General features: G+C 64.9%; 24 protein-coding genes. 12 read left to right on the top strand and 12 right to left on the bottom strand.

The genetic code is table 11. From position 1 onward, the window contains the following. Positions 1-19 precede the first annotated feature (19 nt). Positions 20-715: a septum site-determining protein MinC gene (minC, locus tag NLN62_RS39150; RefSeq protein ID WP_027526770.1), complete on the bottom strand. Its 696-nt coding sequence runs from the start codon at positions 713-715 to the stop codon at positions 20-22. Positions 716-1,136: 421 nt separating this feature from the next. On the opposite strand from minC, the gene NLN62_RS39145 reads away from it, so the two are divergent. Continuing rightward, positions 1,137-2,126 (top strand): phosphotransferase enzyme family protein, encoded by a 990-nt coding sequence (locus NLN62_RS39145; protein WP_254112254.1) that lies wholly within the window; start codon positions 1,137-1,139, stop codon positions 2,124-2,126. Positions 2,127-2,133: 7 nt separating this feature from the next. Here the strand turns inward: NLN62_RS39145 and NLN62_RS39140 are convergent, their stop codons facing one another. Then, positions 2,134-2,391, bottom strand: a complete 258-nt coding sequence (locus tag NLN62_RS39140) for a hypothetical protein (protein ID WP_027526768.1) — start codon at positions 2,389-2,391, stop codon at positions 2,134-2,136. A gap of 67 nt (positions 2,392-2,458) precedes the next feature. Next, positions 2,459-3,487 (bottom strand): DUF2778 domain-containing protein, encoded by a 1,029-nt coding sequence (locus NLN62_RS39135; protein ID WP_027526767.1) that lies wholly within the window; start codon positions 3,485-3,487, stop codon positions 2,459-2,461. A gap of 139 nt (positions 3,488-3,626) precedes the next feature. Between NLN62_RS39135 and NLN62_RS39130 the strand changes: the two genes are divergently transcribed. Both NLN62_RS39130 and NLN62_RS39125 read left to right on the top strand, forming a co-directional pair. Continuing rightward, a complete protein-coding gene (locus tag NLN62_RS39130) occupies positions 3,627-4,067 on the top strand; it encodes a DUF1810 domain-containing protein (protein WP_027526766.1) in 441 nt (146 codons plus the stop codon). A gap of 97 nt (positions 4,068-4,164) precedes the next feature. Next, a complete protein-coding gene (locus NLN62_RS39125) occupies positions 4,165-6,249 on the top strand; it encodes a methyl-accepting chemotaxis protein (protein WP_254112253.1) in 2,085 nt (694 codons plus the stop codon). Positions 6,250-6,251: 2 nt separating this feature from the next. Here NLN62_RS39125 and NLN62_RS39120 read toward each other — a convergent pair whose 3' ends face one another. Together NLN62_RS39120 and NLN62_RS39115 are read right to left on the bottom strand one after the other, a co-directional pair. Further along, positions 6,252-6,842 carry an NADPH-dependent FMN reductase gene (locus tag NLN62_RS39120; RefSeq protein ID WP_027526764.1) on the bottom strand — a complete coding sequence of 197 codons (591 nt, stop codon included), beginning with the start codon at positions 6,840-6,842 and terminating at the stop codon, positions 6,252-6,254. Between the two features lie 61 nt (positions 6,843-6,903). Next, positions 6,904-7,827 (bottom strand): helix-turn-helix domain-containing protein, encoded by a 924-nt coding sequence (locus NLN62_RS39115; RefSeq protein WP_371260543.1) that lies wholly within the window; start codon positions 7,825-7,827, stop codon positions 6,904-6,906. A 287-nt stretch (positions 7,828-8,114) separates the two neighbouring features. On the opposite strand from NLN62_RS39115, the gene NLN62_RS39110 reads away from it, so the two are divergent. From NLN62_RS39110 to NLN62_RS39100, 3 genes are all read left to right on the top strand, one after another. Then, the gene (locus NLN62_RS39110) at positions 8,115-9,254 is read left to right on the top strand and encodes a DUF2336 domain-containing protein (protein ID WP_254112252.1); all 1,140 of its coding nucleotides are present in this window, start codon (positions 8,115-8,117) and stop codon (positions 9,252-9,254) included. Next, a complete protein-coding gene (locus NLN62_RS39105) occupies positions 9,251-9,583 on the top strand; it encodes a PilZ domain-containing protein (protein ID WP_027526761.1) in 333 nt (110 codons plus the stop codon). Before NLN62_RS39110 ends, NLN62_RS39105 begins: the two co-directional genes overlap by 4 nt. 96 nt (positions 9,584-9,679) lie before the next feature. Further along, positions 9,680-10,723 carry an HD-GYP domain-containing protein gene (locus tag NLN62_RS39100; RefSeq protein ID WP_027526760.1) on the top strand — a complete coding sequence of 348 codons (1,044 nt, stop codon included), beginning with the start codon at positions 9,680-9,682 and terminating at the stop codon, positions 10,721-10,723. 22 nt (positions 10,724-10,745) lie between these two features. Here NLN62_RS39100 and NLN62_RS39095 read toward each other — a convergent pair whose 3' ends face one another. Continuing rightward, a complete protein-coding gene (locus tag NLN62_RS39095) occupies positions 10,746-10,949 on the bottom strand; it encodes a hypothetical protein (protein ID WP_027526759.1) in 204 nt (67 codons plus the stop codon). Between the two features lie 257 nt (positions 10,950-11,206). Then, the gene (locus NLN62_RS39090; RefSeq protein ID WP_027526758.1) at positions 11,207-11,884 is read right to left on the bottom strand and encodes a nitroreductase; all 678 of its coding nucleotides are present in this window, start codon (positions 11,882-11,884) and stop codon (positions 11,207-11,209) included. Between the two features lie 129 nt (positions 11,885-12,013). Here NLN62_RS39090 and NLN62_RS39085 point away from each other — a divergent pair, with 129 nt between their 5' ends. Continuing rightward, complete coding sequence (locus tag NLN62_RS39085; protein ID WP_027526757.1) at positions 12,014-12,988, top strand: alpha/beta hydrolase; 975 nt, start codon at positions 12,014-12,016, stop codon at positions 12,986-12,988. Here NLN62_RS39085 and NLN62_RS39080 read toward each other — a convergent pair. Beyond that, the gene (locus NLN62_RS39080; protein ID WP_254112251.1) at positions 12,985-13,443 is read right to left on the bottom strand and encodes a cupin domain-containing protein; all 459 of its coding nucleotides are present in this window, start codon (positions 13,441-13,443) and stop codon (positions 12,985-12,987) included. The genes NLN62_RS39085 and NLN62_RS39080 overlap by 4 nt on opposite strands. Positions 13,444-13,582: 139 nt before the next feature. Here NLN62_RS39080 and NLN62_RS39075 point away from each other — a divergent pair, with 139 nt between their 5' ends. Both NLN62_RS39075 and NLN62_RS39070 read left to right on the top strand, forming a co-directional pair. Further along, positions 13,583-14,461, top strand: coding sequence for a dienelactone hydrolase family protein (locus NLN62_RS39075; RefSeq protein ID WP_051390083.1), 879 nt, complete (start codon positions 13,583-13,585; stop codon positions 14,459-14,461). An 86-nt stretch (positions 14,462-14,547) separates the two neighbouring features. Continuing rightward, on the top strand, positions 14,548-14,796 hold the full coding sequence (locus NLN62_RS39070; RefSeq protein ID WP_035664370.1) for a hypothetical protein: 249 nt from the start codon (positions 14,548-14,550) through the stop codon (positions 14,794-14,796). Between the two features lie 92 nt (positions 14,797-14,888). Here NLN62_RS39070 and NLN62_RS39065 read toward each other — a convergent pair whose 3' ends face one another. From NLN62_RS39065 to NLN62_RS39050, 4 genes are all read right to left on the bottom strand, one after another. Next, a complete protein-coding gene (locus NLN62_RS39065) occupies positions 14,889-15,824 on the bottom strand; it encodes a GTP-binding protein (RefSeq protein WP_254112250.1) in 936 nt (311 codons plus the stop codon). Between the two features lie 5 nt (positions 15,825-15,829). Next, on the bottom strand, positions 15,830-17,320 hold the full coding sequence (locus NLN62_RS39060) for an amidohydrolase family protein (protein WP_254112249.1): 1,491 nt from the start codon (positions 17,318-17,320) through the stop codon (positions 15,830-15,832). A 77-nt stretch (positions 17,321-17,397) separates the two neighbouring features. Next, a complete protein-coding gene (locus NLN62_RS39055; protein ID WP_027526752.1) occupies positions 17,398-19,020 on the bottom strand; it encodes an ABC-F family ATP-binding cassette domain-containing protein in 1,623 nt (540 codons plus the stop codon). A gap of 117 nt (positions 19,021-19,137) precedes the next feature. Continuing rightward, complete coding sequence (locus NLN62_RS39050) at positions 19,138-20,736, bottom strand: multicopper oxidase family protein (protein ID WP_027526751.1); 1,599 nt, start codon at positions 20,734-20,736, stop codon at positions 19,138-19,140. Between the two features lie 247 nt (positions 20,737-20,983). Between NLN62_RS39050 and NLN62_RS39045 the strand changes: the two genes are divergently transcribed. Genes NLN62_RS39045 through NLN62_RS39035 form a run of 3 tightly spaced genes read left to right on the top strand, consistent with a single transcriptional unit; the run spans position 20,984 to position 24,914 of the window. Continuing rightward, positions 20,984-23,755: a xanthine dehydrogenase family protein molybdopterin-binding subunit gene (locus tag NLN62_RS39045; RefSeq protein WP_254112248.1), complete on the top strand. Its 2,772-nt coding sequence runs from the start codon at positions 20,984-20,986 to the stop codon at positions 23,753-23,755. Next, positions 23,752-24,276 carry a (2Fe-2S)-binding protein gene (locus NLN62_RS39040; protein WP_254112247.1) on the top strand — a complete coding sequence of 175 codons (525 nt, stop codon included), beginning with the start codon at positions 23,752-23,754 and terminating at the stop codon, positions 24,274-24,276. The genes NLN62_RS39045 and NLN62_RS39040 overlap by 4 nt, the downstream gene beginning before the upstream one ends. Before the next feature lie 20 nt (positions 24,277-24,296). Beyond that, positions 24,297-24,914: a hypothetical protein gene (locus NLN62_RS39035; RefSeq protein WP_027526748.1), complete on the top strand. Its 618-nt coding sequence runs from the start codon at positions 24,297-24,299 to the stop codon at positions 24,912-24,914.

Here is a 24,914-nt window from a genome sequence, read left to right as displayed (position 1 = left end):
GAAATCTCTCCTTTGCTGGTCAGTTCAGTGCTGTAATTCGCATGGTATTCCCCTGCAGCCAGGCCTGCGCCGGCTTGCCGCGCAAGGAGGCGTCGATGTCGTCCGCAGTCTGGTAAAATCCATCAATTGCAAGCAGTTCAGCCTCGATCTTCTGACAATAGATACGCGCGGAGGAGTGGCCGTTGACGCCGGCCATGGCGCGCCCGCGCAGCGCGCCGTAGACGTGGATGGAGCCGCCTGCGACGACCTCGGCCCCGGAGCCGACCGAGCCAAGGATCGTCACGTCACCGTCGGGGAAGATCACGGTCTGGCCCGACCGTACGGGGGTTTCGAGCAGCAGCGAGCTCGGCTGCTTCGTGACCTCGACCTTCTTCGGCGCGCTCGGCTCGAGCCCGCAAGACCGTCCGCCCGAGAGCAACGGCGGCATGTTCGGCGTGAGCCGCGCCTCCTCCACCCCCTCGAGGCCGAGCACGCGGATCCCGCGCTCCTGGAGGCTTCCGAGCAGATGCGTGATGCCGGACTGGCTGAGATCGACCGAGGACAGGTCGACCACCACCGGCCGACCGGCAAAGAATCCCGGCGAGCGCGCGATCGTGGCGTCGATCTCCTGGAGCCAGTCGACGATCGGAACCGTCGGCACGAAGACGAAGGCGACGTAGGATCGGCCGCGCAGGCGCACCAATTGGCGTTGTGGTCTTGCTGCTGCTGCCTCCATGGCTGCCGACTCGTCCTTGTTATTGAATGGTTAACGATGCGGCGGATTTGGTTAACGGCCGGTTAATTTCCCATTGGGTTACATCTCCCGGAGTGCGCGCCTTGGGCACCGTTCCTCGCCCTACCCGACTGGCGAACTTTTTGATCTGCGGATTATCCGAAGATTCCGGCCTACGAGGGCAGCGGCATGACCAACGACGCAGCGAACTTTGCCTGCGTCGATCCGGGCGGCGATCAAGACTTCTTCGATGACGACGACGGTCGCGGCCAGAACGCGCAGTAATCGTCTCAGTCGCTGACGCTACGACAAAGATGCCGCGCTCCATCCAACGCGGCGCGGCATCGCTGTTTTCGAGGCTCCGCCTTCCCTCGCTGAAGAGCCCGCATTAGGATCGCCGCCGGTCCCCGCTTGAGCTTCAGTCTTGGTCGATTTCGAACCCATCTACACGATATCTCCAGCGAAGGCGGTCGCGCGCTTCCTCGCCGAGCGCTATGCGCTGGCAGCGCCCCTTCAGTGCCGCATGGTCAGGCGCGGCTTCAACGACACCTACCGCATCGTTACGGCCAGCGACGAGCGCTACATCTTCCGCTTGTCGCATCATCGCGCACGCGGGGCTGCCGACGTGGGGACGGAAACGGATTTCCTGGCTCACCTCGCCCGATCCGGCGTGCCGGTCGCTGCGGCCGTCCGAACACCTGATGGCGCTCTCTTCGTTCGGGCACAAGCGCGCGAGGGCCAGCGCGAAGGCGTGCTCTTCCATGAACTCCAGGGGCGCGCGCCTGAAGCAACATCCCTTGCCGATGCGCGCGCCAACGGCGTGACACTGGCCAAGCTGCACAACGCCGCGGACTCCTACAGCGCGCCTGCGCCACTTTACAGACTCGATCTCGATCATTTGTTGCGCCGGCCGCTTGCGAGAATCCGCAAGAGCGGACTCTTGGAGGACGCGAGCGCCGAAGCCGCCGATCTCGAGGCCATCGCGACACGAACCACTGAGCGGATCGAAGCCCATAACGAATTGACCTGGACCCATTGTCACGGCGACTGCCACGGCTCCAATGCATTCATCACCGAGGCGGGCGAAGCGGACTTCTTCGATTTCGACGATGGCGGCCCGGGCTATCTTGCCTACGACCTCTCGGTCTTCCTGTGGGCAAAGGTGTCCTTTGGCCGCAAGCTTCACGCTGTGTGGCACGCCTTCGTCGATGGCTATCGAAGCGTTCGTCCCATCACGCAAAGCGATTTCGAGGCCGCGCATGCGTTCGTCATCGTCAGGCACTTCTGGCTGATGGGCGAGTACGCAAGCCGCACGCGGGAATGGGGCACCGAGCTGACCAAGTGGGTCGCCCGCGAGGGTGAATTCCTGAGGGCATGGGAGCGAGAGCAGCTCGACGGTCGACTGCTCTTGTAGATCCGCGCTACAACAGCTTCGCGCTCACGAACAGCGCGCGCACGGCGTTCGTCGCCTGCACGGCAAGCATCGCGTTGTCCGCGGCGCCTTCGAGCGCGGCGACGGCCTCCTCATGGAGCGAACGAAATTCCATCCACTCCATCGAATTGTAGTTGGTGAGGAATTGATAGGCCTGCCCGACGGTCGCGATCGCCAGCGTGTTGCCGTTCAGGCGAATCTTGAACGTCGTGCGCAGCGGAGTGTCGGAGCTGGATGGATCGGTCATGGGCTGCTTCTGCACGAGAACGGCTTAACGAAGGGAAAACGGCCGCCCCCGCCGTTTGTTCAGACTTTTAGGAGTCCGAGGCCGATGCGCGCTGCGACACCGACGTGGCGCCCTTCAGGTTCGGCACCACGATCAGCCGGTTGATCTCGCCGTCGTCATAGGCCTTCAGGAAACGATCATAGAACTTGATCGAGACGCAGCCGTTCGAGTCGCCGCGCGGTCCGAGCATGTAGCTGTGCGTGAGCAGCCCGACGCGGCCAAGAGCGCTGGTCCCGTCGACCGGCGTCATTCGCAGCGCGCGCACGCCATGGAACAGCTTTTCGCGCGGCTTCAGCTCGTAGGTCGCCGGTGGGGTCGCGCCAACCATGCGCTGGTCGACATGGTCGGGGTCGTCCATCATGGAGCCCATGCCCGAATGCGCTTCCAGCGCCACGCCGTTGGGCAGGTACACTGCCTTCGCCGAGATGTCGTATACCGCGGTCTGCGAACTGTAGCCGAGCGCGGCGAGGTCAGGCCCCTGGCGGAACAGGCCGCTGTCGGGCGTCAGCGAGGCGAGCCTGATCTTGCCCGGGAACATGTCGGAGAATTTTTGCAGCAGGCTGCGGTTGTCGCCCTTCGGCAGGGAATCGGCGAAGGCCTGGCTGGAGGCGACCTGGGAGGCGAGATCGGCCTGGACCGGGCGCGACCGGGGCATCGGGACGTCAGGCTTCTGCGATGACGGCGGCGCCGCCTCGGCCACCTGCTTATCGTCTTCGGTCAGGGTCGAGCGCCAGTCGTCACGGACGAGCTGCTGGGCGAGCAGCGCCTTGGCATCGCGGAGCTTGAGTTGGAGCATGCTGACCGCCGAGCGCTCGACGGGGCGTACACTGGCGTCACGCGCCGGCGAACTGGGCTGGAATCGGTCCTCAAAGGATGTCGTTGGGCCGCTGGGCGGCAAAGCGGCAGAGGCAAGCGAGGCGCTGTCGTTGCCACAGGCGATCCAGGCAGCCGCGCCGACCGATAGCGCTACTGCGGCCAAAGACAGCAAAAGTGTTTCCGACCGCCCGATACGGCGGCGCGACAAGAGCTTGTTGGCCCGTGCTGCGTCGGAAACCATCAGATCCCCAAATCGACCCGCTCAACCCCGTCTCGAACCCCTTGGGGTGCCCAACCCCGTCGAGACTCTATAGTAGCTACCACATCAGGAGCCAAAAGTTAGGCATAATCGCGGCCGGGGCGGTAGCTGGAGGCGGTTAATGAGCGATCCTTTTGACCTTAAACGCTTCATTCAGGCCCAGAACGCCATCTATCCGGGGGTCGTCGGGGAGCTTTCGGCTGGGCGGAAGCGCAGCCACTGGATGTGGTTCATCTTCCCGCAAGTGGCGGGACTCGGCTTCAGTGCCATGTCGCAGCGTTATGCCATCGCCTCTCGGGCAGAGGCCGAGGCCTACCTCACCCACCCCGTGCTCGGGCCGCGCCTCGTCGAATGCACGGGCCTCGTGCTCGCGGTGAAGGATCGCAGCATCAACGCGATCCTCGGCGCGCCCGACGACGCCAAGTTCCGCTCATCGATGACGCTGTTCGAAGCCGTATCGGGTGAGGCGATCTTCGGCCAGGCGCTTGCCCGCTATTTTGCCGGCGCGCGCGATGGTGCGACGCTCGAGATCCTTGCCGCAATGGACCGCAGCACGGGCTGACCGGCTGAGGCCTGCGCCTACCATCGTAAACCCCGGATTAAGCGGCCCCGCATATCCTTTGGAGCGATTTTTACCCGCGACCATTGCCGGACAACCCATGAAAATTGGTACGCTTCTGACTGCCGCCATCGTCTCGCTGTCGACCGTCGGCGGCGGACTCGCCGTCTTTGTCGCGGTGACCAAATATCAGACCATGGACCGGGTCGCGGAGGCCCAGAGTCGGCTTCAGATCGTGCGCACGGTCGGCGATATCCCGCGCTATCTCAATCCCGAGCGCGGCTACGCCACCAACATCCTCTATGGCCCGGCGACGGTCGATCCCGCCATGCGCACCGAGCACGAGAAGCTGCGGAAGCTGACGGATGGCGCCCGCGACAAGATGAACGCACTGCGCAAGGAGCAGCTTCCCGGCGGTCTCGACGACGGCAACACCATCGCGAGCAGCATCGATGCGCTGAATGCGAAGTTCTCCGCCCTGCGCGAGGCCATCGACAAGGCGATCGACGGGCCGGCCGAGGCCCGCAAGGACGCGGCGCGCAAGATCGTCGCCGACAATGCCGTGTTCAATAACGGCATCACCGCGCTGCTCAACGAGCAGGTTCGCCGCATGGCGATCCTCAATGGTGATGCCTATCGCCAGGCGAGCTACGCCAATATCGCCTGGGCGCTGCGTGACGTCGGCGGCTTCAATGCCAGCCTGTACAAGAACCTCGTCGGCTCCAAGAAGGTGGCGAGCGAGGCCGAGAAGATCGACATCAGCCGCGCGCAGGGCCGCAACGACCAGATCCTGATGTCGCTCCAGGAGTTGCGCGGCAATCCGACGACGCCGGCGAACGTCGCGGCCGCGCTCGAGAAGATGAATGCCGACTATGTCGAGAGCTTTGGCCGCGACCTCAAGCTCATCAAGGACGGCAGCGCGAGCGGCAAATACGACATCGACGTCGACACGTTGTATGCGAGCTCGCAGCGCGGCCTGGGCGCCGTCATCGGCGTGCGCGAGGCCTTCTACGAGAATGCCGAGCAGATCCTCGGCACTGCCTCGGCCGCCGCGCGGCTGAGCTTCATGGTCGCGCTGGCAGGCCTGGCGGCCGTGCTCGTCGCAAGCATCGGCCTGATCGTCATGGTCCGCCGCCGCGTCTGCGCGCCGATCGTCAACCTGACGACGCGGATGTCGCGGCTTGCCGCCGGCGAGATGGCGGACGAAATTCCGGGCGCCGCACGCTCCGACGAGATCGGCGCGATGGCGGCCGCCGTGCAGGTTTTCAAGGACAACATGATCGAGGCCGAGCAGCTCGCGGCCGAGAAGCAGGCCGAGAACGACGGCAAGATGCGGCGGGCCCAGATCCTCGACGAGCTCACCCGCGCCTTCGAGGCCAAGGTCTCCGAGCTCGTCGGCGGCCTGTCCTCGGCGTCGGCCACGATGGAGAGCACGGCGCAGTCGATGACCTCGACGGCGTCCGCGACCAATAGCCAGGCCGCGGTCGTCGCGGCCGCCTCCGAACAGACCTCGACCAACGTGCAGACAGTCGCAAGCGCGACCGAGGAGCTCAGCTCCTCGATCGCCGAGATCGGCCGCCAGGTCGCCCAGTCCACCGAGATCGCGGCGCGCGCCGTCGACAATGCGCGCCGCACCGGTGACACCGCTCGCACCCTTGCCGAGGGCGCGCAGAAGATCGGCGACGTCGTCACGCTGATCCAGAGCATCGCCGAGCAAACCAACCTGCTTGCACTGAACGCGACCATCGAGGCGGCGCGCGCCGGTGACGCCGGCCGCGGCTTTGCCGTAGTCGCCTCCGAGGTCAAATCGCTGGCCGGACAGACCGCGAAGGCCACGACCGAAATCTCTGAGCAGATTTCCGCGATCCAGTCCGCGAGCGACGAGACGATCGCCGCTATCCGCAACGTCGCCGACGTTATTGCCGAGATCGACCAGATCGGCACCGCGATCGCCGCAGCGATCGAGGAGCAAGGTTCGGCGACCAAGGAGATCTCCCGCAGCGTCCAGGAGGCCGCGCGCGGCACCCAGGAGGTCAATTCCAACATCACAGGCGTGCAGCGCGCCGCCGACGATACGGGAGCTGCCGCCAATCAGGTGCTGGGAGCGGCCGAGCAGCTCTCCTCGCAGTCACGCGACCTTGCCGGCCAGGTCAACCGCTTCCTCAGCGAAGTCAGGGCCGCGTAACGTCAGTACGGCGGCTGCTTGCGCGCGCGCTGGGCCTTGGCAGCCTCGACCCACCAGGTGAGATCGTCGGCAAAACGCGGGAACGAGCGTTCCAGCGCCTTGCCGCCCTCGCCCGTCGGCTCGCCCTCGGCCGACAGCGTCTGCGCGATCGGGCCGACCGCGATCGTGCTCGAGATCACCACCATGCCCATTTCCGACAGCGTGCCGTGCCATGCGGTTGCGGCGCGGGCGCCGGAGAAGCGACCGGCGGAGTAGCTGGCGATTGCGGCCGGGCGCCAGAACCACTCCTCGAGAAAATGGTCGGTGAGGTTCTTTAGTCCCGGCTGAATCCCCCAATTGTATTCGCCCGAGACGAACACGAAGCCGTCGGCATCGCGGATCTGCGTCGCCAGCCTCTCGAGTGCCTCCGGCGCCTCCCCTTTGGGATGCTCCTTGTACATGCGGTCGAGCATGGGAAGGCCGACCGCCTTGGCGTCGATCAAGGTGACCTCGTCGCCGCGGCTCCGCAACCCGTCCACGACGAAATGCGCGAGGCGAATGCCCATGCGGTCTGAGCGGTAGGAGCCGTAGAAGACGAGGATGCGATTGCCCATGATGGGCCCATCTTAGCATGAAGCGTGATGCCGACCTATTCACGAAAGCCGCGACGAAAGGTCAGGCCCTTCGGGCTCGCTCCAGCGTCTGCGACGGCGTTTCGCCGAACTGGTGCCGATAGCTTCTCGAGAAGTCGCTGAGGTGCCAGAAGCCGAAGGCGAGTGCGGCGGCCTTCACGCTCTCGGGGCCCGTCAGCAGTCGTTTGCGCACGAGCCAGAGCCGCCAGAGCCGCAAATAGCGGTGCAGGCTCATGCCGCGATAGCGCTGGACCGCATCGTGCATGCTGCGCACGGACAGGCCAAGCTTGCTGGCCAACTCCTCGCTGTAGATGGGCTGAGCGAGGTCATCCAACAGAAGTGCGCGGATGTCCTGGAATGTCCTGAAGTGCCGCTCGTCGTTGGCCCGTGCGGTCCAGCGCGCCGGAACGACGCCAGCAAACGCCGCATCGATCGCGGCGAGCAGGGATTCCCTCATCGCCGATGCTTTCATCGGCCATTCAACGGCATCGACGGGTTCCGAGGCAGCACTGATCACCTCCCTGATCAGCTTGCGCAGCCAGCTCAGTGTTAGCGCGCTCGTTTCATAGATCCGGAAATTCGCTCTCGTCTCCGGCCAGCCGCGCCCCGTCACCTCCGGCGTGAACATCACCGAGGCGTATTGCCGCTCGACTTCCTCGACCGTGTTGAAGGCAGCACCACCGCCGCCGATGATGATGGCCGCCCGATCCCGCTGCGCTCCGTTGAAACGGATGGGAACCTCGTGATCGTCCATCGTGAAGCCGACCGCGGTGCAGTTCTTCACGAGCTGCGCATCCACGATACGTGGAAAGGATTTCGTGAAATTGACGTCGCAACCCGGCAGATTCAGGATGGTCTGCTCGGCCGCGATCTTCCGCACGAGCGGCGTGAACTCTACGTCAAGGGTTCGTATCGCACTGCGAAATTCATCAACATCGTCAAATCTAAATATCTTTGGCGCCGACATCGGCATCCCAAAATGTCATTCATCGCGAATCAAGAAATCGGTTCAACAACGGTCACCCAATCCGGCCATCAGCTCAACTGTATCTTCGGTTCCGTCGGGAGCGCTTGTCTGAGCGCGCAAAAATAGAAAAAATCCCGCAGTCGCTTTGCCGAATTTCGATATCGATTCAAATTCGGAGGACGGTGCGATGGCACCACCGACAACTCAGCTATAACCGATGTTTAACAACTTTGGCGCGCAATTGATTCCGTAGAAACACAGTCGTTTTTTTGCGGACCAGGCCCGCCATGAATGCCATTTTGCCTGCCGATATTGTTGCCGAGCTCGAGAGCACCATCGCAGGCTGCGCCTATGAGCGCCGCGTCCGCATGCTCCGGCGGACGACCGATCTGCTCGTTGCAGGTCGCGATCGTCTTCAGGAGCCCGAGATCAGTGCGCTGGACCAGGTCCTGCTTCGCATTGCGGAACGCATTGAGCCGAAGGCCCTCGCGCAGCTGAGCATAGCGCTGGTCGATCTGAGTTTGGCACCGAGGGAAACGTCGCGCCGTCTTGCTTTCCATGAAGACCCGATGGTTGCGGGCCCGCTCCTTCTCAAATCGCGCACGATTTCGGCGAATGACCTCGAGACGATTGCAACCTCGCGCGGGGAGCAGCATCTGCTGGCGATCTCAGGAAGGAACCCGGTTGATCCGGCCCTGACGGACATCCTGCTGAAGCGCGGCGGCAAGAATGTCGGTCGCGCGCTGGTGAACAATCCGGGCGCCGCTTTTTCCGCCGCAGGCTATGCCATGCTGATCGCCAGGGCCGAACATGACGGCGAGATCGCGAGGGCGCTGGCATTCCGCCCCGACACGCCCGACAAAATTGTCCGCGGGCTCTTCCCCAGGCTGACGCCGGACGCGAGGGCCACCATACTTGATGCTGCCGCCCCCGCTTTGCGCCATCGGATCGAGACCGTGCTCAGTCCCACACCGGCCGCGGCACGGCCGAAGCTTCCATCATCGATCGACTATGCGGAAGCCCGGCTCTCCGTCGTCGCGCTCAACCGCGTCGGCAAGCTCAACGACTCAACCGTCAACCGCTTCGCGATCCGGGGCGAGGCAGCCAATCTGATCGCCTCGCTCTCGGTGCTGTCGGGTACGCCGATCGACGTGATTGAAAAGATCATCGCAGACGAGGATTGCGAAGCACTGGTCATGGCCTGCCGCGCCTCCCGCCTGAACTGGCAGACGACGCTTGCCATCCTCTGCAATCGCGGCGGCCCGCGCCTTTCCTACGAGCAGCGCGAGCGGGCCCAAAAGCTGTTCGACGAGCTCTATCTTTCAACAAGCCAGTGGGCGGTGCGCTGGGGCGAAATGGCCGCCAGCGGCGGCGCCGTTACTGCTGACAATAACAACAAGCGCGGGAAATCCGGGGGCAGCCGATGAGATTTAACGGTCGCAAAGCACACCGCGTTCGGATGGATCACAAGCAGCCGGTCAATCTGATGGGGGCGGATGGCACCTGGCGCCGCGCCTGCGTGCTGCTCGATGTTTCGGATAGCGGCGCCAAGATCGAGGTTGAAGGAACTCTCGACGTGCTACAAGCGAGGGAATTCTTCATGCTGCTGTCCTCGACGGGCCTCGCCTATCGCCGCTGCGAACTGGTCTGGATCGACGGAACGATGGCAGGGATTCACTTCGTCAAGGCGGGAACCAAGAAAGGGTCAGCGAAAGCCGATAACGAACAAGCGACGCATAAGAACGCGAGCAAGTAGCCGTCGCCGAAAGCCACAGTCGTGCCAAGTTCCAGTTTCGTCGCATCAGTCAGAGCTCAAAGCAGCGTCCCGGAGCCTCGGGCCGCGCACGCGTTCGTGCATGTGCTGGCTGACAGCTCTGACAAGCTGTCCGGAGTCTGCTCGATCGTCGAACGGAAATTCGCCGTAGCTGGCGAGCGGCTCGATGCCGAGGCACGCCTGCCGCACTCCCCGCTTGCCGTCGTCGTGCGCGCGGACCTTCGCGACGTCGGCAACATTGCTGCGCTGAAGAAACGGGCTGCACGGCTGGCCAAGGCGGGCAAGCGCATCTTCCTGGTCGAGCCGCCCACTCACGTTTGCATCTCGCAGGCCTACGCCCTCGGCGCCACGCACGTCCTGCCGGGCGCGCCCAACCAGACCAAGCTCCTGGCGGCGCTATTCGGGTCGCCGAACCCGGATGCGACATCCGCGGATGGACAGTCGCAACCCGACGATGCCGTCGAGGCGGGCGCGAGCGCCATCGGCTCGATGTTCAACTCGGTCATGCTCGGTGAGACCATCGACGTCGACGGAACGAAGGAGGCCGGCCGCAAGATCGCCAACCGCATCGCCGAGCACGGCCTGTCGGAATGGCTCACGACTGTGCGGCGTCATCACGAGGGAACCTACCAGCATTGCCTGCTGGTCACCGGCGTCGCCATCGATTTTGGCTTGAGTCTGGGTGTCAGGAAAGACGACCTCGAACGACTGTACTCGGCGGCCATGTTCCACGACATCGGCAAGGCAAAGATTCCGCTGGCGATCCTCGACAAGCCGGGACGCCTCGACGCCGAGGAGCGCACGCTGATCGAGACGCATCCGATCGCGGGATACGAGGTTCTGAAGGATTATGCCAACATCTCGCCCGAGATCCTCGATGCGGTGCGTCACCACCACGAATATCTCGACGGCAGCGGCTATCCGGACGCGCTTTGCGCCGACAGCATTGCGGATGTCGTTCGAATTCTCACCATCTCCGACATCTTCGCCGCGCTGATCGAGCACCGGTCGTACCGACCGACAATGCCGCGCGAGGAGGCCTACGGCATTCTGCTGGGAATGCAGGGCAAGCTGGAAAAGGCGCTGGTCGCCTCATTCAAGCAGGTCGCGCTGACCCGCTGATCGTGCATTCAATGCGTTGGCCTTAATGCGTCGCGCGGTATTTGGCGCGGCGCGGGATCGACCGGCACGCCAAGCGCTCCGCCAGCCGCTTCATGTCTTCATGTTTGCCGCTGCTGATCAGCCGGCCAAACTCTTCGGGAGTGAAGGGAAGGCTTGGATCATCATCAACCGGATACCGCACTCGCGGCCCGAACAACCAACGCACCAGGCTAGCCAGCCGCCGCATGTCAATTCCCTCGCGCCAGCAACAAACCTTTCACCGCGCTTATTGTTCCTCCTGACGAGTCGAGATTGCAAGAGCCGGTTGGGAGTCCGCACTAAAAATTTCGGCGGAAAAATACTTCGTTCGTAACCCGCAACGCGCACCTTGAGTATGCAACCTTTAGAGCATGATCCGGAAAAGTGTGAAGCGGTTTTCCGAAAAGATCACGCTCAAACAATAACCTGAATCGCGACGACGATTCACCCCAATCTCATCGCGCTTTAGTCGGCAAATCCGACGAAGCGCACGAACTCGCTGTTCTCCTCCCGATCCGATCGCACGGCGTTGGCGGCAAACGTGTCGTCCGGATATCCCATCGCAACGCAGGTCATGATGACCTCGTCGTCGGGGATATCTGCGACCCCGCGCACGATGTCGGAGCGCATGATGCCCTGCCCGTTGATCACCGAGCCGAGCCCGCGATCCCATGCCGCGAGCACGATGCCGTAGCAGAGCGCGCCGAGATCGAAGTGGCAGACCGCACCGGGGTCGAGCACACGGTCATAGGTGAGCACCAGCGAGACCGGCGCATCGAACTGGCGGAAGCCGCGCAACACCCAATCCTGCCGCATCGGCTTGTCGTCGCGCGCGATCCCCATCGCGCCGAACAATTTCTTGGCGATATCGACCTGACGCGTGCGGTGAATGCCCTGGTATTCGCCATGGCTGACGATGTCGCGCTTGACCTTGGCGCCGGCGACCATCTCTTCCATGTTGCGCCGGCGCACCTCTTCGAGCGGCGTGCCGGTGAGCACGTGAACGTGCCAGGGCTGGGTGTTCATCGAGGACGGTGCGCGCTTGGCCACATCGATGATCGCCTCGATCTCCGCACGCGGCACCGGGTCCTTTTTGAAACCGCGCACGCTACGACGGGACTGCACCAGCGTTTCGAAATCCACCTTTTCCCCCTGCTTCTGCTGCTTTCCGTGCCACGCAATTCGGCAAGACGCGGCCGCCGGTTGCCCAAGCGGCGCTCGGAACCTATGCTAGCGCGCAAGCAAAACCAAGAACCTGGAAGGACCCCGCCGATGGCCGCGCCGCTCGATCCCGTCATTGCAGAGATCATTCCGACGCTGCCGCTGCGCGATCCCGCGACGATGACACCGCAAAGCGCCCGCGAGTCCCTGCGCGCACTTGCTGCCGCGCGCGCCGCCGTGCCGCCCCCGCCCGTGGACGAGGTCCGGGATATCGAGGTGAAGGGCGGCGCGGGACCGCTCGCTGCGCGCGTCTATCGCGTCGGCTCGGCCCCATCGCCGACGGTCGTCTTCTTCCACGGTGGCGGCTGGGTTGCAGGCGATCTCGACACCCATGACCGGCAGGCGCGCTTTCTTGCGATCGAGACCGGCGCGGTCGTGATCTCCATCGACTATCGGCGCCCGCCCGAGACGCGCTTTCCCGGCGCATTCGAGGATGCCTTTGCCGCGGCACGCGACGTGTTCGACCGCATCGCGGAATTTGGCGGCGACGCAAAGCGCGTCGGCGTCGCCGGTGACAGCGCGGGCGGCAATCTCGCGGCAGTCACGGCAATTGCCTGCCGCGACGCCGGCATCGAACTCGCCGGGCAGTTTCTAGTCTATCCCGCGACCGACACGGTCGGCAGTTATGCTGATACGACCGAGAACGCGCGCTTCCCCTCGCGCAGCGAAAACGCGGAGGGCTACTTCCTGTCGCGCGCGGTGATGGAGTGGTTTGCCGGCCATTACCTCGCCGATCCCTCGCACGGGCAGGACTGGCGCGTCTCGCCGCTGCGGGCCAAATCGCTCGCCGGCGTTGCGCCGGCCGTGGTCACGACGGCCTGGTTCGATCCGCTGCGCGACGAGGGCGCGGCCTATGCGCAGGCGCTGGAAGCCGCCGGCGTTCCCGTCAGGCATCACGAGGGCGCCGGCCTGATCCACGGCTATTTCAGCATGGGTGAAGCCTCCGAGGTTGCGCGCCTCGAGGCTCAGCGCGCACGTGCCGATTTCAAGGCATTGCTCGCCCGCGGCGCCGTGAGGAGCGGTTAGCTGCGGCGCGCCCGTTGCGCAGCCCTGTGGCCCCAGGCCTCGTCCCAATCCGCACCCGAGGCGTCGACCACCCGGCCGTCCGCCTCGAAGAACTTGTTGGGCACCTGGAAGATCGCAAGGATCAGCGCTCCCTCCGGGCACCAGGCGGCGTGACGGCTACCGGCCTCGCGCCAGATGAACTCGCCGGCCCCGCACGCGATGTCCTTGGCGGGCCCCTCCTTGTCGACCAACGCCCCTTCAATCACGTAGCTCTGCTCGATGCCGACATGCTCGTGATCGGGCAGCACCGCCCCGGGCGCAAAGCGCATCAGGGCCGTCATCAGTCCCGTTCTGCGATCGAACAGCAACGTCTTGGCCTCGCAGCCCGGAAAGCGCGTCTTCTGCCAGTCCATGATTTGGGGTTGAACCAGGTGGGAATGCCGGTCGGCGGTTTGCGGGCCTGTCGAGGCGTCCATCGCAATGCTCCATTCCTGCTGGATTATGAACGAGGCTAACAGGTTCGCAGCGGCCGGTCAGCGCGCGGTGCAGCAAGCCGGGTTGAATCTTCGCCTCCGCCAGTGTCTCCTGTCGGCAGACCCGCGATTCTCGACGAGCATGCCAGCCCATTTCTTCCGTATTGTCTTAGCCGTGATCACCTTGACATGGCTCATCTCCGAGGCGGCGGCCGCACCAGAGACGGTCTATTTCCGCAGCGCCGACGGCCGCACGCAGCTCGTCGGCTACCTGTTCCGGCCGCAGGCGGCGGGTCCCGCTCCGGCCATCGTGTTGCTGCACGGCCGCGGCGGGCCCTATTCCAGCAACGTCAACGCGGACTGCACCGTCGTTGGCCCCAAGATCTCCTCACCGTGCAACGCCACGACCCTGGCGAAACGGCACGCGATGTGGGGCCAATACTGGGCCGCGCGCGGCTACCTCGCGCTGCTGCCGGACAGTTTTGGTCCACGCGGCAAGGCCTACGGTTTCGGCCGCTTCACCCATGACGATCCCGATCGCGATGACGTGAACGAGAAGACCGTGCGCCCGCTCGATGCCGAAGGGGCGCTTGCCTATTTGCGCGGCCGCGGCGATGTGATCGGCAACCAGATCTTCCTCCAGGGCTGGTCGAATGGCGGCAGCACCGCGCTGAACGTGATGATCCGGCAAGGCGCAAACCTGGCAGCCGGCTTTCGCGGCGTACTGGCGTTCTATCCGGGTTGCGGACCGAAGGCGCTGTTGCAGCCGACGATCTCCACGACCGCGCCAATCGCCATGTTCCTGGGCGCCGACGACGACCAGGTGTCGCCCGCGTTCTGCCAGCAGGCCGCCGACCGGGCGCGCCAGGCCGGCAGCAAGATCGACGTCACGGTCTATCCCGGCGCGACCCACGATTTCGACGATCCCTCGCCGCGGCACCAGTCGGTCGCCGCGAACCAGGCGGCGCGGAACGACGTGCAGGCCAAGGCGATTGCCGCAGTTGCACGCTGGAAAAATTGAAATGATCGCCGCGCCGCGCGCCGATCTTGCTTGATTGCGCCACGATTCGGAGTTCCAATTCCCGAACCATTGTTGAGGAGACACCCATGATGAAGCGGATTTTCCTGGCTGCCGTCGTCGCCACCTTCGCGGCCGGCTCGGCCTTCGCGGAGGATACCTGCGAAAGCAAGGCCGTCGGCAAGGACGGCAAGCCGCTGGCCGGCGCCGCCAAGACCTCGTTCATGAAGAAATGCAAGGAAGACGCCTGCGCGCCCAAGGCGCTCGGCTCGGACGGCAAGCCGCTCGCCGGCGCCGCCAAGAACAGCTTTATGAAGAAGTGCGAGACGAGCGCCTAAGGCGCAGCGCAATTAGCCTTCGATCCAGATACGCCCGCTCACCGCGGGCGTATCTTGCTTTGGAACGGGCCATTGCTTGAAACGGAAGGCTTTCACGCCGCGCCAGCCTCGATGCAGCCTTCCATGGTCCGATCGATCTCCTCGCGCGAGAGGACGCCGATCTCGGCAACGAAGACGATCCGCGTTCGCGGCGTCCCCGCTGGCAGCGTCCCGCCCGCGGCCAGCGTTGCCCGGCCGCCGGCGAGTTGAAACACCATTAGCCGCCCGGGCTGCTCGACAGTCTCGAACAGCCCCTTCGCCCGCGCCAGGTTCGGCGCGATCCGGCCGATCGCCGCCTGCAATCGCGGCAGCGACACCGGCCTGTCCGACATCCAGCTCATGGTCTCGAACCGCTCTGCGGCCGGCCGTTTCGGCCCCGGCTCGCGCGGCACGAGCGCGCGGTCGACGTCGGGCGAAAACAGCAGCGCCGCGGGCACTTCGCCATGGACAGCGTCAACCCGGACGGCTGCGGGGCGCATCGCGCGGATGGCATCGCGCATCTGCGTGGCGCCGGCCGCGTCGGACAGATCCACCTTGCTCAGCGCGATCACGTCGGCCGCCCGCAGCTGCGACCGCAGCAACGCGTCGTCCAGCATGGCCACCTGCATCGTCGCGTCCACCACGCACAAAACGGTTTCCAGCGGCGCTTCGCGAAAGATCAGGGGATCCATCAGGTTGCGCACGACATCCGCCGGATCGGCTACACCGCTGGTTTCGATCACGATGACGTCCGGGCGCGGATCACGCCGGAGCAGCACGGCAAGCGTGCGCAGGAGATCGCCTTCCAGCGAGCAGCAGATGCAGCCATTGGCGAGGCTCACCACGCCGTCGGCGGCGCCCGTGATCAGCTCGGCGTCGATGTTGATCGCGCCGAAATCGTTGACGACGGCCGCGATCCGACGTCCTTCGGCATGCGCCAACAGGTGGTTCACGACCGTGGTCTTGCCCGCTCCGAGGAAGCCGGCCACGAGCAGAACCGGAACGGGCACAGGCTTTAGTCCTCAACGACGGGCCGGCGTACCGGCCGGCCGGGCCTTGCCGCCACATCCAGCACACCGTCCGTGATCAGCGGATGGCCGCTCACCACGAGATGACGTACGCCCTCCGCGGCACGATTCATCGCCGAAAACTCCGCCCGGTCGGTCAGTGTCTCGTAGTCGAACACCACGATGTCGGCATCAGCGCCGGCTGCGAGCCGTCCCTTGGCCCGCATCGCGGGCGTGCTGTGCTCGAGAATCTGCGCCGGGATCAGCGCGCATTTGCGGATGCCTTCCAGCAGCGACACCGTTCGGCGCTCGCGCACCCACTCGCGGATGAAACGCGTGAAGCAGCCCGCCGAGCGCGGATGGGAGGTGGCATCCTTGGGCAGCGGCCAGGCATCGCCGGTGTAGGTGCGGCCATCGGAAAGCGTCCAGGGCATGGCGTCGGACGCGATCGCGCCGCCGGGATACAGCACCGACATGTCGAGGAGATCGCGATGGTGTGCGTTGTTCTCGATATCGAGGATGTGCCAGAGCACCAGCGTGGAGGGCTCTGCGGCCTGCGCCGCCAGCAGCTCCTCCCGGTCGCGGAAGCGCCGCCCATCGGCGACCCGCTGCACCGAGTCGTAGCCGGTGCCGTTGCGCGCCACGAATTCGGGGTCGCTGAAGAACGCCGCCGCAAGCACCGTCGAACCGGTGCCGTAAGGGTAAGCCTCGACCGTGATCGGAAGCCCCTGCGCCTGCGCCTTGGCCACCAGCTCCACGCAACGCTCGATGTCGGTCTTGCTTGAGGAGTTGAAGTGGCAGATGTGCATATGCGCCCCGGTAGCGCCGGCATAGCCGATCAGGCGGATATAGGCCTCAGCCGCACTTTCCGGATCGATGCGCGACATGAAGGCGACGTGGGTGAAGGTCGGCACGTCATGGGTGGCCGCCAGCTGGCAAACCGCGGTGAGCTCCTGCACGCCGGCGCCGGGAGCGTAGGCGTTGAGGATGCCGATGCCGATGCCGCCTTCGTCGAGCCCACCGGCGAGACGATCGAGGATGCCGCGCACCTCCGTGTCGCTCGCGACGTTGTCGATCCAGCGGCGATCACGCATGGCATTGCCGAACGCCTCCAGCGAGCTTTCCGAGTTGGAGCCCGTCATCGCGCCGATGCGCGCGAAAGCCCAGTTGGCGGAGGCGCCGTAGTTGAGCACACGCCGTTTCGCCGCCTGCTTGCGATACCAGGCCGCGACCGGCAGCACACCGGCCTCGAGGTCCAGCGTCGTCGTCACGCCATCGAACGCCTGCATGCGATCGGCGGGAATCGACTGGCCATGTGCATGCAGGTCGATGAAGCCGGGCGCCACCACGAGGCCAGTCGCATCGATCGTCCGCTCGGCGCCGCCAAGTCCGGTGCCGACCGCGACGATCCGGCCGTCCATCACAGCCACGTCGCCGACGGCATCCATCCCGCTGGCCGGATCGACCACCCGGCCACCCGTGATTACCAAGCCGCCCATTCTCGCAACTCCCGCATTCCAAAAAGCGCGGCGAGCGTAGCGAGACGCATCGACGCGTCAAGGCACGTACGGGAATGCTAGCTCCGCAATCCCGGCGCTTCCTGGCCGGTGCGGGCGACGTATTCGGTGTAGCCGCCGCCATATTGGTGGATGCCCTCGGGCGTCAGCTCCAGCACGCGGTTGGAGAGCACGCTGAGGAAGTGCCGGTCGTGCGAGACGAACAGCATGGTGCCTTCGAAATCCGACAGCGCCGTGATCAGCATCTCCTTGGTGGCGAGATCGAGATGGTTGGTCGGCTCGTCCAGCACCAGGAAGTTCGGCGGGTCGAACAGCATCTTCGCCATCACGAGGCGCGCCTTCTCGCCGCCTGAGAGCACGCGGCAGCGCTTCTCGACGTCGTCGCCGGAGAAACCGAAGCAGCCGGCGAGCGCGCGCAAGGACCCCTGCCCCGCGGTCGGGAATGCATCCTCGAGCGACTGGAACACGGTGCGGTCGCCGTCGAGCAGGTCCATCGCATGCTGGGCGAAATAACCCATCTTGACGCTGCCCCCCAGCGCCACCGTGCCCTGATCGGGATCGCTTGCACCGGCCACGAGCTTGAGCAAGGTCGACTTGCCGGCACCATTGACGCCCATCACGCACCACCGCTCGCGGCGGCGGATCATGAAATCGAGCCCGTCATAGATGCGCTTGCTGCCGTAACCCTTGTGGACATTCTTCAGCGCCACGACGTCCTCGCCCGAGCGCGGCGCGGGCAGAAAGTCGAAAGCGACGGTCTGGCGGCGACGCGGCGGCTCGACCCGCTCGATCTTGTCGAGCTTCTTGACCCGGCTCTGAACCTGCGCGGCATGGGACGCCCGCGCCTTGAAGCGCTCGATGAACTTGATCTCCTTGGCGAGCATCGCCTGCTGGCGCTCGAACTGCGCCTGCTGCTGCTTTTCATTCAGCGCGCGCTGCTGCTCGTAGAACTCGTAATCGCCTGTGTAAGTGGTGAGCGAGCCGGAATCGATCTCGACCACTTTGGAGATCACGCGGTTGATGAACTCGCGATCGTGCGAGGTCATCAGCAACGCGCCTTCGTAATCGTGCAGGAATTTCTCCAGCCAGATCAGGCTTTCGAGATCGAGATGGTTGCTCGGCTCGTCGAGCAGCATGACGTCAGGTCGCATCAGCAGGATACGCGCCAGCGCCACGCGCATCTTCCAGCCGCCGGAGAGCGCGCCGACATCGCCATCCATCATCTCCTGGCTGAAGCCGAGGCCGGACAGTGCTTCGCGCGCCCGGCCGTCGAGCGCATAGCCGTCGAGTTCCTCGAAACGATGCTGCACCTCGCCATAGCGCGCGATGATCTCGTCCATCTCGTCGGCCTTGTCCGGATCGGCCATCGCGGCCTCGAGCTCGCGGAGCTCGGCCGCGACCACGCTGACTGGGCCCGCGCCATCCATGACTTCAGCCACGGCGCTGCGGCCACTCATCTCGCCGACGTCCTGGCTGAAATAGCCGATGGTGATGCCGCGATCGATCGAGACCTGGCCTTCATCGGGCAGCTCCTGCCCGGCGATCATCCGGAACAGCGTGGACTTGCCGGCGCCGTTCGGGCCGACAAGCCCGATCTTCTCGCCCCTGTTGAGGGCGGCGGAGGCTTCGATGAACAGGATCTGGTGGCCGGCTTGCTTGCTGACGTTGTCGAGGCGGATCATGGGTCTTTGGTGGAATTTTGCGTTGCAGCGTCATAGGCCATGCCGGCCTTCAGGGGAAGCCCGGCCGCACCGGGATTCCCCCGTCAAACGCCAAATTCCTGCAATTTTCCCCGAGGCTTAGGGCTTATAGACCTCGACCGTCTGCATCATGCCCATCTCCTCATGGTTCATCATGTGGCAGTGGAGCATGAAGACACCGGTGAAATCGAGGAAGCGCGAGCGGAACACGACCTCACCGCCCTTGCGCTCGACAATCACGGAATCCCGCCATTCCGGCGTCGCCAGCGCCTTGCCGTTGACCGAGACCAGCTGGAACGGATTGGTGTGGATGTGGAAGACGTGGTCGTCATGCTCGTGCGTATTGACGATGGTCCACTCCTCGACCGCGCCAAGTTTGACCCGATGATCAATACGGGTGGGATCGAATTTCTTGCCGTCGATGAAGAAGCCGAACTCCTGCCAATGGCCGGCGGCATCGGCCTCCGGCGCGGTCGCCGACAGCACCACCTTGCGGCGGTTGGTGATCTCCGCGTCCTTGATGGTCGCGAGCGGTGCTTGCGGAAGCGCGCGCGGCAGCTTCATGTCCATCGGCGCACCCGACACCACGACCCGCGCCAGCGGGCCGACCGGGGACGGATGCCCCTGATCGTAGGGCGCCGCGTTGAAGGCATAGGTGCCGGGACTACCGGCCTTCACCAGGATGTCGGCGCGCTGCCCCGGCGCGATCAAAAGCTGTTTCAGCGGCTGCACGGCGCCGAGCTGGATGCCGTCATAGGCGATCGCATGCAGATCGTGCTTCTCCAGGTCGAGCAGCATGTCGTCCTGATAGGCCGCATTGAGGATGCGCCAGCGCTGCACCTCGCCGGGGCGCATCTCGATCACCGGCCGCCGCTGGCCGTTGATCGCGAGGAAACGCGTCGCCGTCTCCGGAAACAGCGTCTCGAAATTCTCGATCATGCCGTTGGCATCGTACACCACCTGGCTCAGCACGAGCAGGCGCTCGCGCGCTGCCGCGATCTCCGGAACGTCGGCGAAATCGCCCTCGATGATGACGGCCCCCACCATGCCGCTCGACATCTGGATGTCGGCGCTGCCGTGGTGGTGGGGGTGATACCAGTAGGTGCCTGTGGTGTGGTCGGCCGGCAGCGTGATCTCGATGTTGTAGCTGTGGCCGGGCGCCATCGAGCGCATGACGTTGTCGGCAATGCCGCTCGGACTGACATGCGCGCCGTGGAAATGGAAATTGGTGTTGTTGAATTGATGCGGGTGGCTGATGTCGGCAGGCAGTCCGTCGCGGTTCGGCGGCAAATCGTTGATCATCTTGATCCGCAACGTCTCGCCGGGCTTCATGCGCAAGGTCGGTCCCGGACTGCCACCTTCGTATGATCTGACATAGAGCCTGACGCCGCCGATCTGGCGATACGCGTAGCCGCAGCGCAAAGTCGTGCTCAATACGCCATTGACGGACCTCCGCACCTCGGGCTCGACCAAGGACTGATCCATGGTGGGAACCGGCGTTTCCGGCACCATGCCCATCGTAGGCGACATATCCGCGGTGTGCGCGGCGCCGCCATGATCGTGCGTGGCATGCTGAGCCTTCGCGGTGCCGGCAAACAATGACAGCGCGCCCATCTTGAGACCGCGATCGAGCAGTTGGCGCCTTGTCATTCCGGTCGACGTGCTGACCGGAAAGAGATCGTTCGAATCCTGCTGCATGTGAGTTCCCGCCCCTCGTGATCCCATCCCCTCAATCAATTTGATTCGACTGCAAGGCAAGCGGAAACGAAATTCTCAATCCGCGCACGCGCGACAGGCACCGTCTTCATCTGATGTAAACGCCCTACCCGTTTCTATTCCTGCATGACGAATCATGACAGGTTCACGCGAGCGTTGGCGCGTACCCTCCGGGCACCGATGCCGTCAGCATCATGATGTGCTCGAAATCTTGTACAAGGATCAGAACATGCGGCCTTCGCGACGCGAGCTCGTGAAGTGGTTGTCGGCAGGCGGCATCTCGGTCAGCCTGTCGCATCTCGGTCTGGCGAAGGAGGCTCCCTTCGCCGCGCACGAGACGCTTCCCGGACGCGGCAATTTCAATCCCGCGACAAAAGGCGCCGGCCGCGTCGACGGCGTCGCCAAGGTGACGGGCGCAAAGCTGTACGCCTCCGATTTCCGCGCCAACGACCTTCCGGGCTGGCCACAAGCCACCTCGCACGCGATCCTGGTCCGCGCCAACGACGCCACCCATGTCTACACCGGCTTGGATCTTGCGCGCCTGTCGGGCGCACTGAAGCCTTCCGTCGTCATCACCGCCGCCGATCTCGACCGCATCGGCACGCAGGTGCCCGAATTCTACGCCGGCGATCTGTTCTGCCCCGTCGGCAAGTCGCCGCTCTATCTGGGTCAGCCGGTTGCGCTCCTCGTCTTCGAAAAGTTCGACGCCTTCGACCAGGCGCGCCTCGTGCTGCGCGACGGGACTTTCGTCAAATTTGGAGAGGAAACCGGGCCGGTGATTGCGCCCGACTACGGCTCGTTCCGCTTCACCCGCGTGGCAGGTAGCGCGCCTGAGAAGCCGGATATCTATTCGCCGATCCAGGCCGGCTGGGTTTCACCCAAGAAGGTCCAGAACGCCGCGCTGCCGGTGTGGTCGCCGCTCGCCAAGGAGATGCCGCCCGACTACGCCAAGGCCGCCAAACATGGCGAGCAGATCCGCGCCGAGCTTGCGGCGGAGAATGCTTCGCTGCTGGTGCTCGACCGCGAGTTCGAGACACAGTCGGTCGACCCGATGTTCCTCGAACCGGAATGCGGGCTCGCCTGGCACAACAACAAGGGCGGCAATCTCGAGCTCGTGCTCGGCGTTCAGTCGCCCTATGAGGCCGCCGAGTCGATCGCGCATTTGCTCGCCAAAGCCCGCGCGCCCTACAAGCCCGCGCATATCAATGCGCAGTTCGCCCATGTCGGCGGCGGCTTCGGCGGCCGCGATCACACGCCGTTCATTCTCTATGTCGCGCTCGCGGCGATCTGCTTCCCGGGCAAGCCGGTGCGGCTCGCGCATGACCGCTACCAGCAGTTCCAGGGCGGCATCAAGCGCCATCCGATCAAGATGCGCTCGCGCATCGGCATCGATCGCGCGAGCGGGACGATCAAGGCGTTTGCCGCCGATCACGTGCTCGATGGCGGCGGTCTCGCCAATTTCTCGGCCAACGTCGCGGTCGTCGCCGCCACCGGCGCGATCGGCATCTACGACATTCCAAAGGTCGACGTCACGACCGTGGCATTGCATTCGCGCGGCGTCACCGCAGGCTCGATGCGCGGCTACGGCACGCTGCAAACCATGACCGCGCTGGAAGTGCTGATCGACGAGGCGGCAAGCGAACTGAAGCTCGATCCGATCGAATTCCGACGCCGCAATGCGCTCAAGCAAAACGGCCGCACCATGACGGGCAATCCCTACATCGTCTCGGTCCGTACGCCCGAAATCCTCGACAAGCTCGAAAAGCATCCAATCTGGCAGCAGCGCGCAAAGTTCAAGCAAGGCGCATCCGACCGGCTGGTCGGCACCGGCGTCGCCTGCGTGACCAAGGACTACGGCTCCGGCGCGGACTGCTCGCTTGGCCGTGTCGAGCTGACCGCAGACGGCAAGATCGCGATCTTCTGCGACCACGTCGAGATGGGCAACGGCATCGGCACGGCGCTGGCGAACCGGGTCGCGAGCCATCTCGGCACGATCGCCGACGAGGTCTCGGTCGCCCGCGTCGACAGCTACGACGCCCTCGGCCTCGTCAGCTCCGGCGATCCCTACACGATGGATCAGAAGACCCAGGATGCGGCGGCGAGGAATCCGCGCTGGGTGCCGGCGATCAGCTCGGCGACATCAGCCTCGATCGGCGCGCATGTCGGCACGCATTCGTCTGCGGAAGCCGCCCGCGTCATCTTCCGCTTCGGCCTGTGGCCGGCAGCACTGGAGCTCTGGCGCATCCCGAAGACCGACGCTCGTGCAAGGCAATGGGCCAGCGCGCACTGGCAGAACGGCCAGCTCGTCATGCCCGGCCTCGAACCACTTGCGCTGCCGGCGCTGGCGGCAACCGCCCATGCGCGCGGCTTCGTCACCGGCGCGGTCGCGCACAGCTTTTCCCGCTGGGCCTGGTCGCGCGCCGGCTTCCCGCTGTTCGGCGAGCAATATCGCGCCGAGATCGATGCCCTCGCAATCCGGCGGGGTAACGGCAAGTTCGAGCGCATCACCCGCACCAGCGTCAAATTTCCCCCGACCGACAACAATCGCATCGGCACCGCCTACACCTCGATGTGCGGCACGCTCGTCCGTGTCGAGATCGAGCGCGCGACGGGCGCCTTGCGCATCGCCAAGGCCTACAGCGTGTTCGAATGCGGCACGGCGCTCGTGCCCGAAGTCGTCATGGGTCAGGCCCATGGCGGCTTCGCGATGGGCGTCGGCTATGCGTTGCTCGAGACGCTGCCGCCGTTCGAGGGCGGTCCGGGCAACGGCGAATGGAATCTCGGACGCTACCTCGTCGCGCGCGGCTCGGACCTACCCTTGCGCGATCTCGAGATCGAGATGCTGAAACCATTGACGCCGGACGAAGAGCCGAAGGGCATGGCGGAGGTCGTCATGATCCCGATCGTGCCGGCGCTCATCAACGCCATCCATGATGCCACCGGCCACCGCTTCCGCGCGCTGCCGGTGACGCCAAGCCTTTTGAAGGGAGTGCTCGCGTGACGACACTTAGCCTCACCATCAACGGCCAGAAGCATGGTCCGGTCGAGGTGCGCGACGACCTCTCGATGAACGATTTCTTGCGCGAGATGCTCGGCATGACCGGCACGAAATTCGGCTGCGGCGCCGCGCAATGTTTGAGCTGCGCCATCATCGTCGACGAGCCCGACGGCACCAGCTACACCAGCCCGACCTGCATCGCTCCGGCCGTGAATTTCGACGGCAAGTCGATCCGCACCGTCGAGGGCCACGCCAGGGACGGCCAGCTCTCCGCGCTGCAAAAGGCCTTCATCGATCATTTCGCGTTTCAGTGCGGCTACTGCACGGCGGGCTTCCTCAACGAGGGACAGGTCCTGCTCGAGCGCCTGGCGCACAAGCCGGTCCCCCGCGAGGCGCTGGAGCAGACGATCTCCGACGCACTCGACGGCCATCTCTGCCGCTGCACCGGCTACATCAAGTATCACGAGGCGGTGCGCGACGTGATCCTCGCCGATTCAAACCGCTACCTCATCGCGACCAAGTAAGCGCGCGAAGGACACGAGCCATGATCTCCGACGCGCGCTTCAAGACGATGGCCGTGATCGCGGCGCTCGCCAGCGGCCTTTGCGCGGGCTACGCAGCCTCCGAGACGGCGAGCCATGCCCTGGCCTCGCCCGAGAGCTTCGCCAACATTGCCGACACCGAGAAGCGCTCGGCCGCGATCTTCACCGAGCTCGGCAAGGTGCTGACGCATCCGCGCTGCACCAACTGCCATCCCGCCGGCGACAGCCCACGGCAAGGCGACAATCCGCATCTCCATCAGCCGCCGGTCACACGCGGTGCCGACGGCCATGGCCTGGAGTCGATGCGCTGCCACACCTGTCACCAGAAGGCCAATTTCGAGCCCGGCCGCGTGCCCGGCCATCCCGAATGGCATCTTGCGCCGCGCGAGATGGCCTGGGAGGGCAAGACGCTCGGCGAGATCTGCGAGCAGATCAGGGATCCCGCGCGCAACGGCGGGCGCAAGGTGGAGGCGCTGATCGACCATATCGGCAAGGACACTCTGGTCGGCTGGGCCTGGAAGCCCGGCTTCGGCCGCTCGCCGGTGCCCGGCAAGCAGGCGCAGGCCGGTGCGCTGGTCGAAGCCTGGGTGAAGACGGGTGCTGCATGCCCCACACCGTGA

The organism is Bradyrhizobium sp. CCGUVB23, from assembly GCF_024199885.1.
Lineage (GTDB): Bacteria > Pseudomonadota > Alphaproteobacteria > Rhizobiales > Xanthobacteraceae > Bradyrhizobium.
Note: the sequence above shows the minus strand (reverse complement) of the source record. Positions and strands in the feature narration are given on the sequence as shown.

Excerpts from the sequence above, each read along its gene's own strand:
- minC (WP_027526770.1), bottom strand. The coding sequence starts at position 715 with ATGGAGGCAGCAGCAGCAAGACCACAACGCCAATTGGTGCGCCTGCGC.
- NLN62_RS39140 (WP_027526768.1), bottom strand. The coding sequence starts at position 2,391 with ATGACCGATCCATCCAGCTCCGACACTCCGCTGCGCACGACGTTCAAG.
- NLN62_RS39135 (WP_027526767.1), bottom strand. The coding sequence starts at position 3,487 with ATGGTTTCCGACGCAGCACGGGCCAACAAGCTCTTGTCGCGCCGCCGT.
- NLN62_RS39130 (WP_027526766.1), top strand. The coding sequence starts at position 3,627 with ATGAGCGATCCTTTTGACCTTAAACGCTTCATTCAGGCCCAGAACGCC.
- NLN62_RS39125 (WP_254112253.1), top strand. The coding sequence starts at position 4,165 with ATGAAAATTGGTACGCTTCTGACTGCCGCCATCGTCTCGCTGTCGACC.
- NLN62_RS39120 (WP_027526764.1), bottom strand. The coding sequence starts at position 6,842 with ATGGGCAATCGCATCCTCGTCTTCTACGGCTCCTACCGCTCAGACCGC.
- NLN62_RS39115 (WP_371260543.1), bottom strand. The coding sequence starts at position 7,827 with ATGTCGGCGCCAAAGATATTTAGATTTGACGATGTTGATGAATTTCGC.
- NLN62_RS39110 (WP_254112252.1), top strand. The coding sequence starts at position 8,115 with ATGAATGCCATTTTGCCTGCCGATATTGTTGCCGAGCTCGAGAGCACC.
- NLN62_RS39105 (WP_027526761.1), top strand. The coding sequence starts at position 9,251 with ATGAGATTTAACGGTCGCAAAGCACACCGCGTTCGGATGGATCACAAG.
- NLN62_RS39095 (WP_027526759.1), bottom strand. The coding sequence starts at position 10,949 with ATGCGGCGGCTGGCTAGCCTGGTGCGTTGGTTGTTCGGGCCGCGAGTG.
- NLN62_RS39085 (WP_027526757.1), top strand. The coding sequence starts at position 12,014 with ATGGCCGCGCCGCTCGATCCCGTCATTGCAGAGATCATTCCGACGCTG.
- NLN62_RS39080 (WP_254112251.1), bottom strand. The coding sequence starts at position 13,443 with ATGGACGCCTCGACAGGCCCGCAAACCGCCGACCGGCATTCCCACCTG.
- NLN62_RS39075 (WP_051390083.1), top strand. The coding sequence starts at position 13,583 with ATGCCAGCCCATTTCTTCCGTATTGTCTTAGCCGTGATCACCTTGACA.
- NLN62_RS39070 (WP_035664370.1), top strand. The coding sequence starts at position 14,548 with ATGATGAAGCGGATTTTCCTGGCTGCCGTCGTCGCCACCTTCGCGGCC.
- NLN62_RS39060 (WP_254112249.1), bottom strand. The coding sequence starts at position 17,320 with ATGGGCGGCTTGGTAATCACGGGTGGCCGGGTGGTCGATCCGGCCAGC.
- NLN62_RS39055 (WP_027526752.1), bottom strand. The coding sequence starts at position 19,020 with ATGATCCGCCTCGACAACGTCAGCAAGCAAGCCGGCCACCAGATCCTG.
- NLN62_RS39050 (WP_027526751.1), bottom strand. The coding sequence starts at position 20,736 with ATGCAGCAGGATTCGAACGATCTCTTTCCGGTCAGCACGTCGACCGGA.
- NLN62_RS39045 (WP_254112248.1), top strand. The coding sequence starts at position 20,984 with ATGCGGCCTTCGCGACGCGAGCTCGTGAAGTGGTTGTCGGCAGGCGGC.
- NLN62_RS39035 (WP_027526748.1), top strand. The coding sequence starts at position 24,297 with ATGATCTCCGACGCGCGCTTCAAGACGATGGCCGTGATCGCGGCGCTC.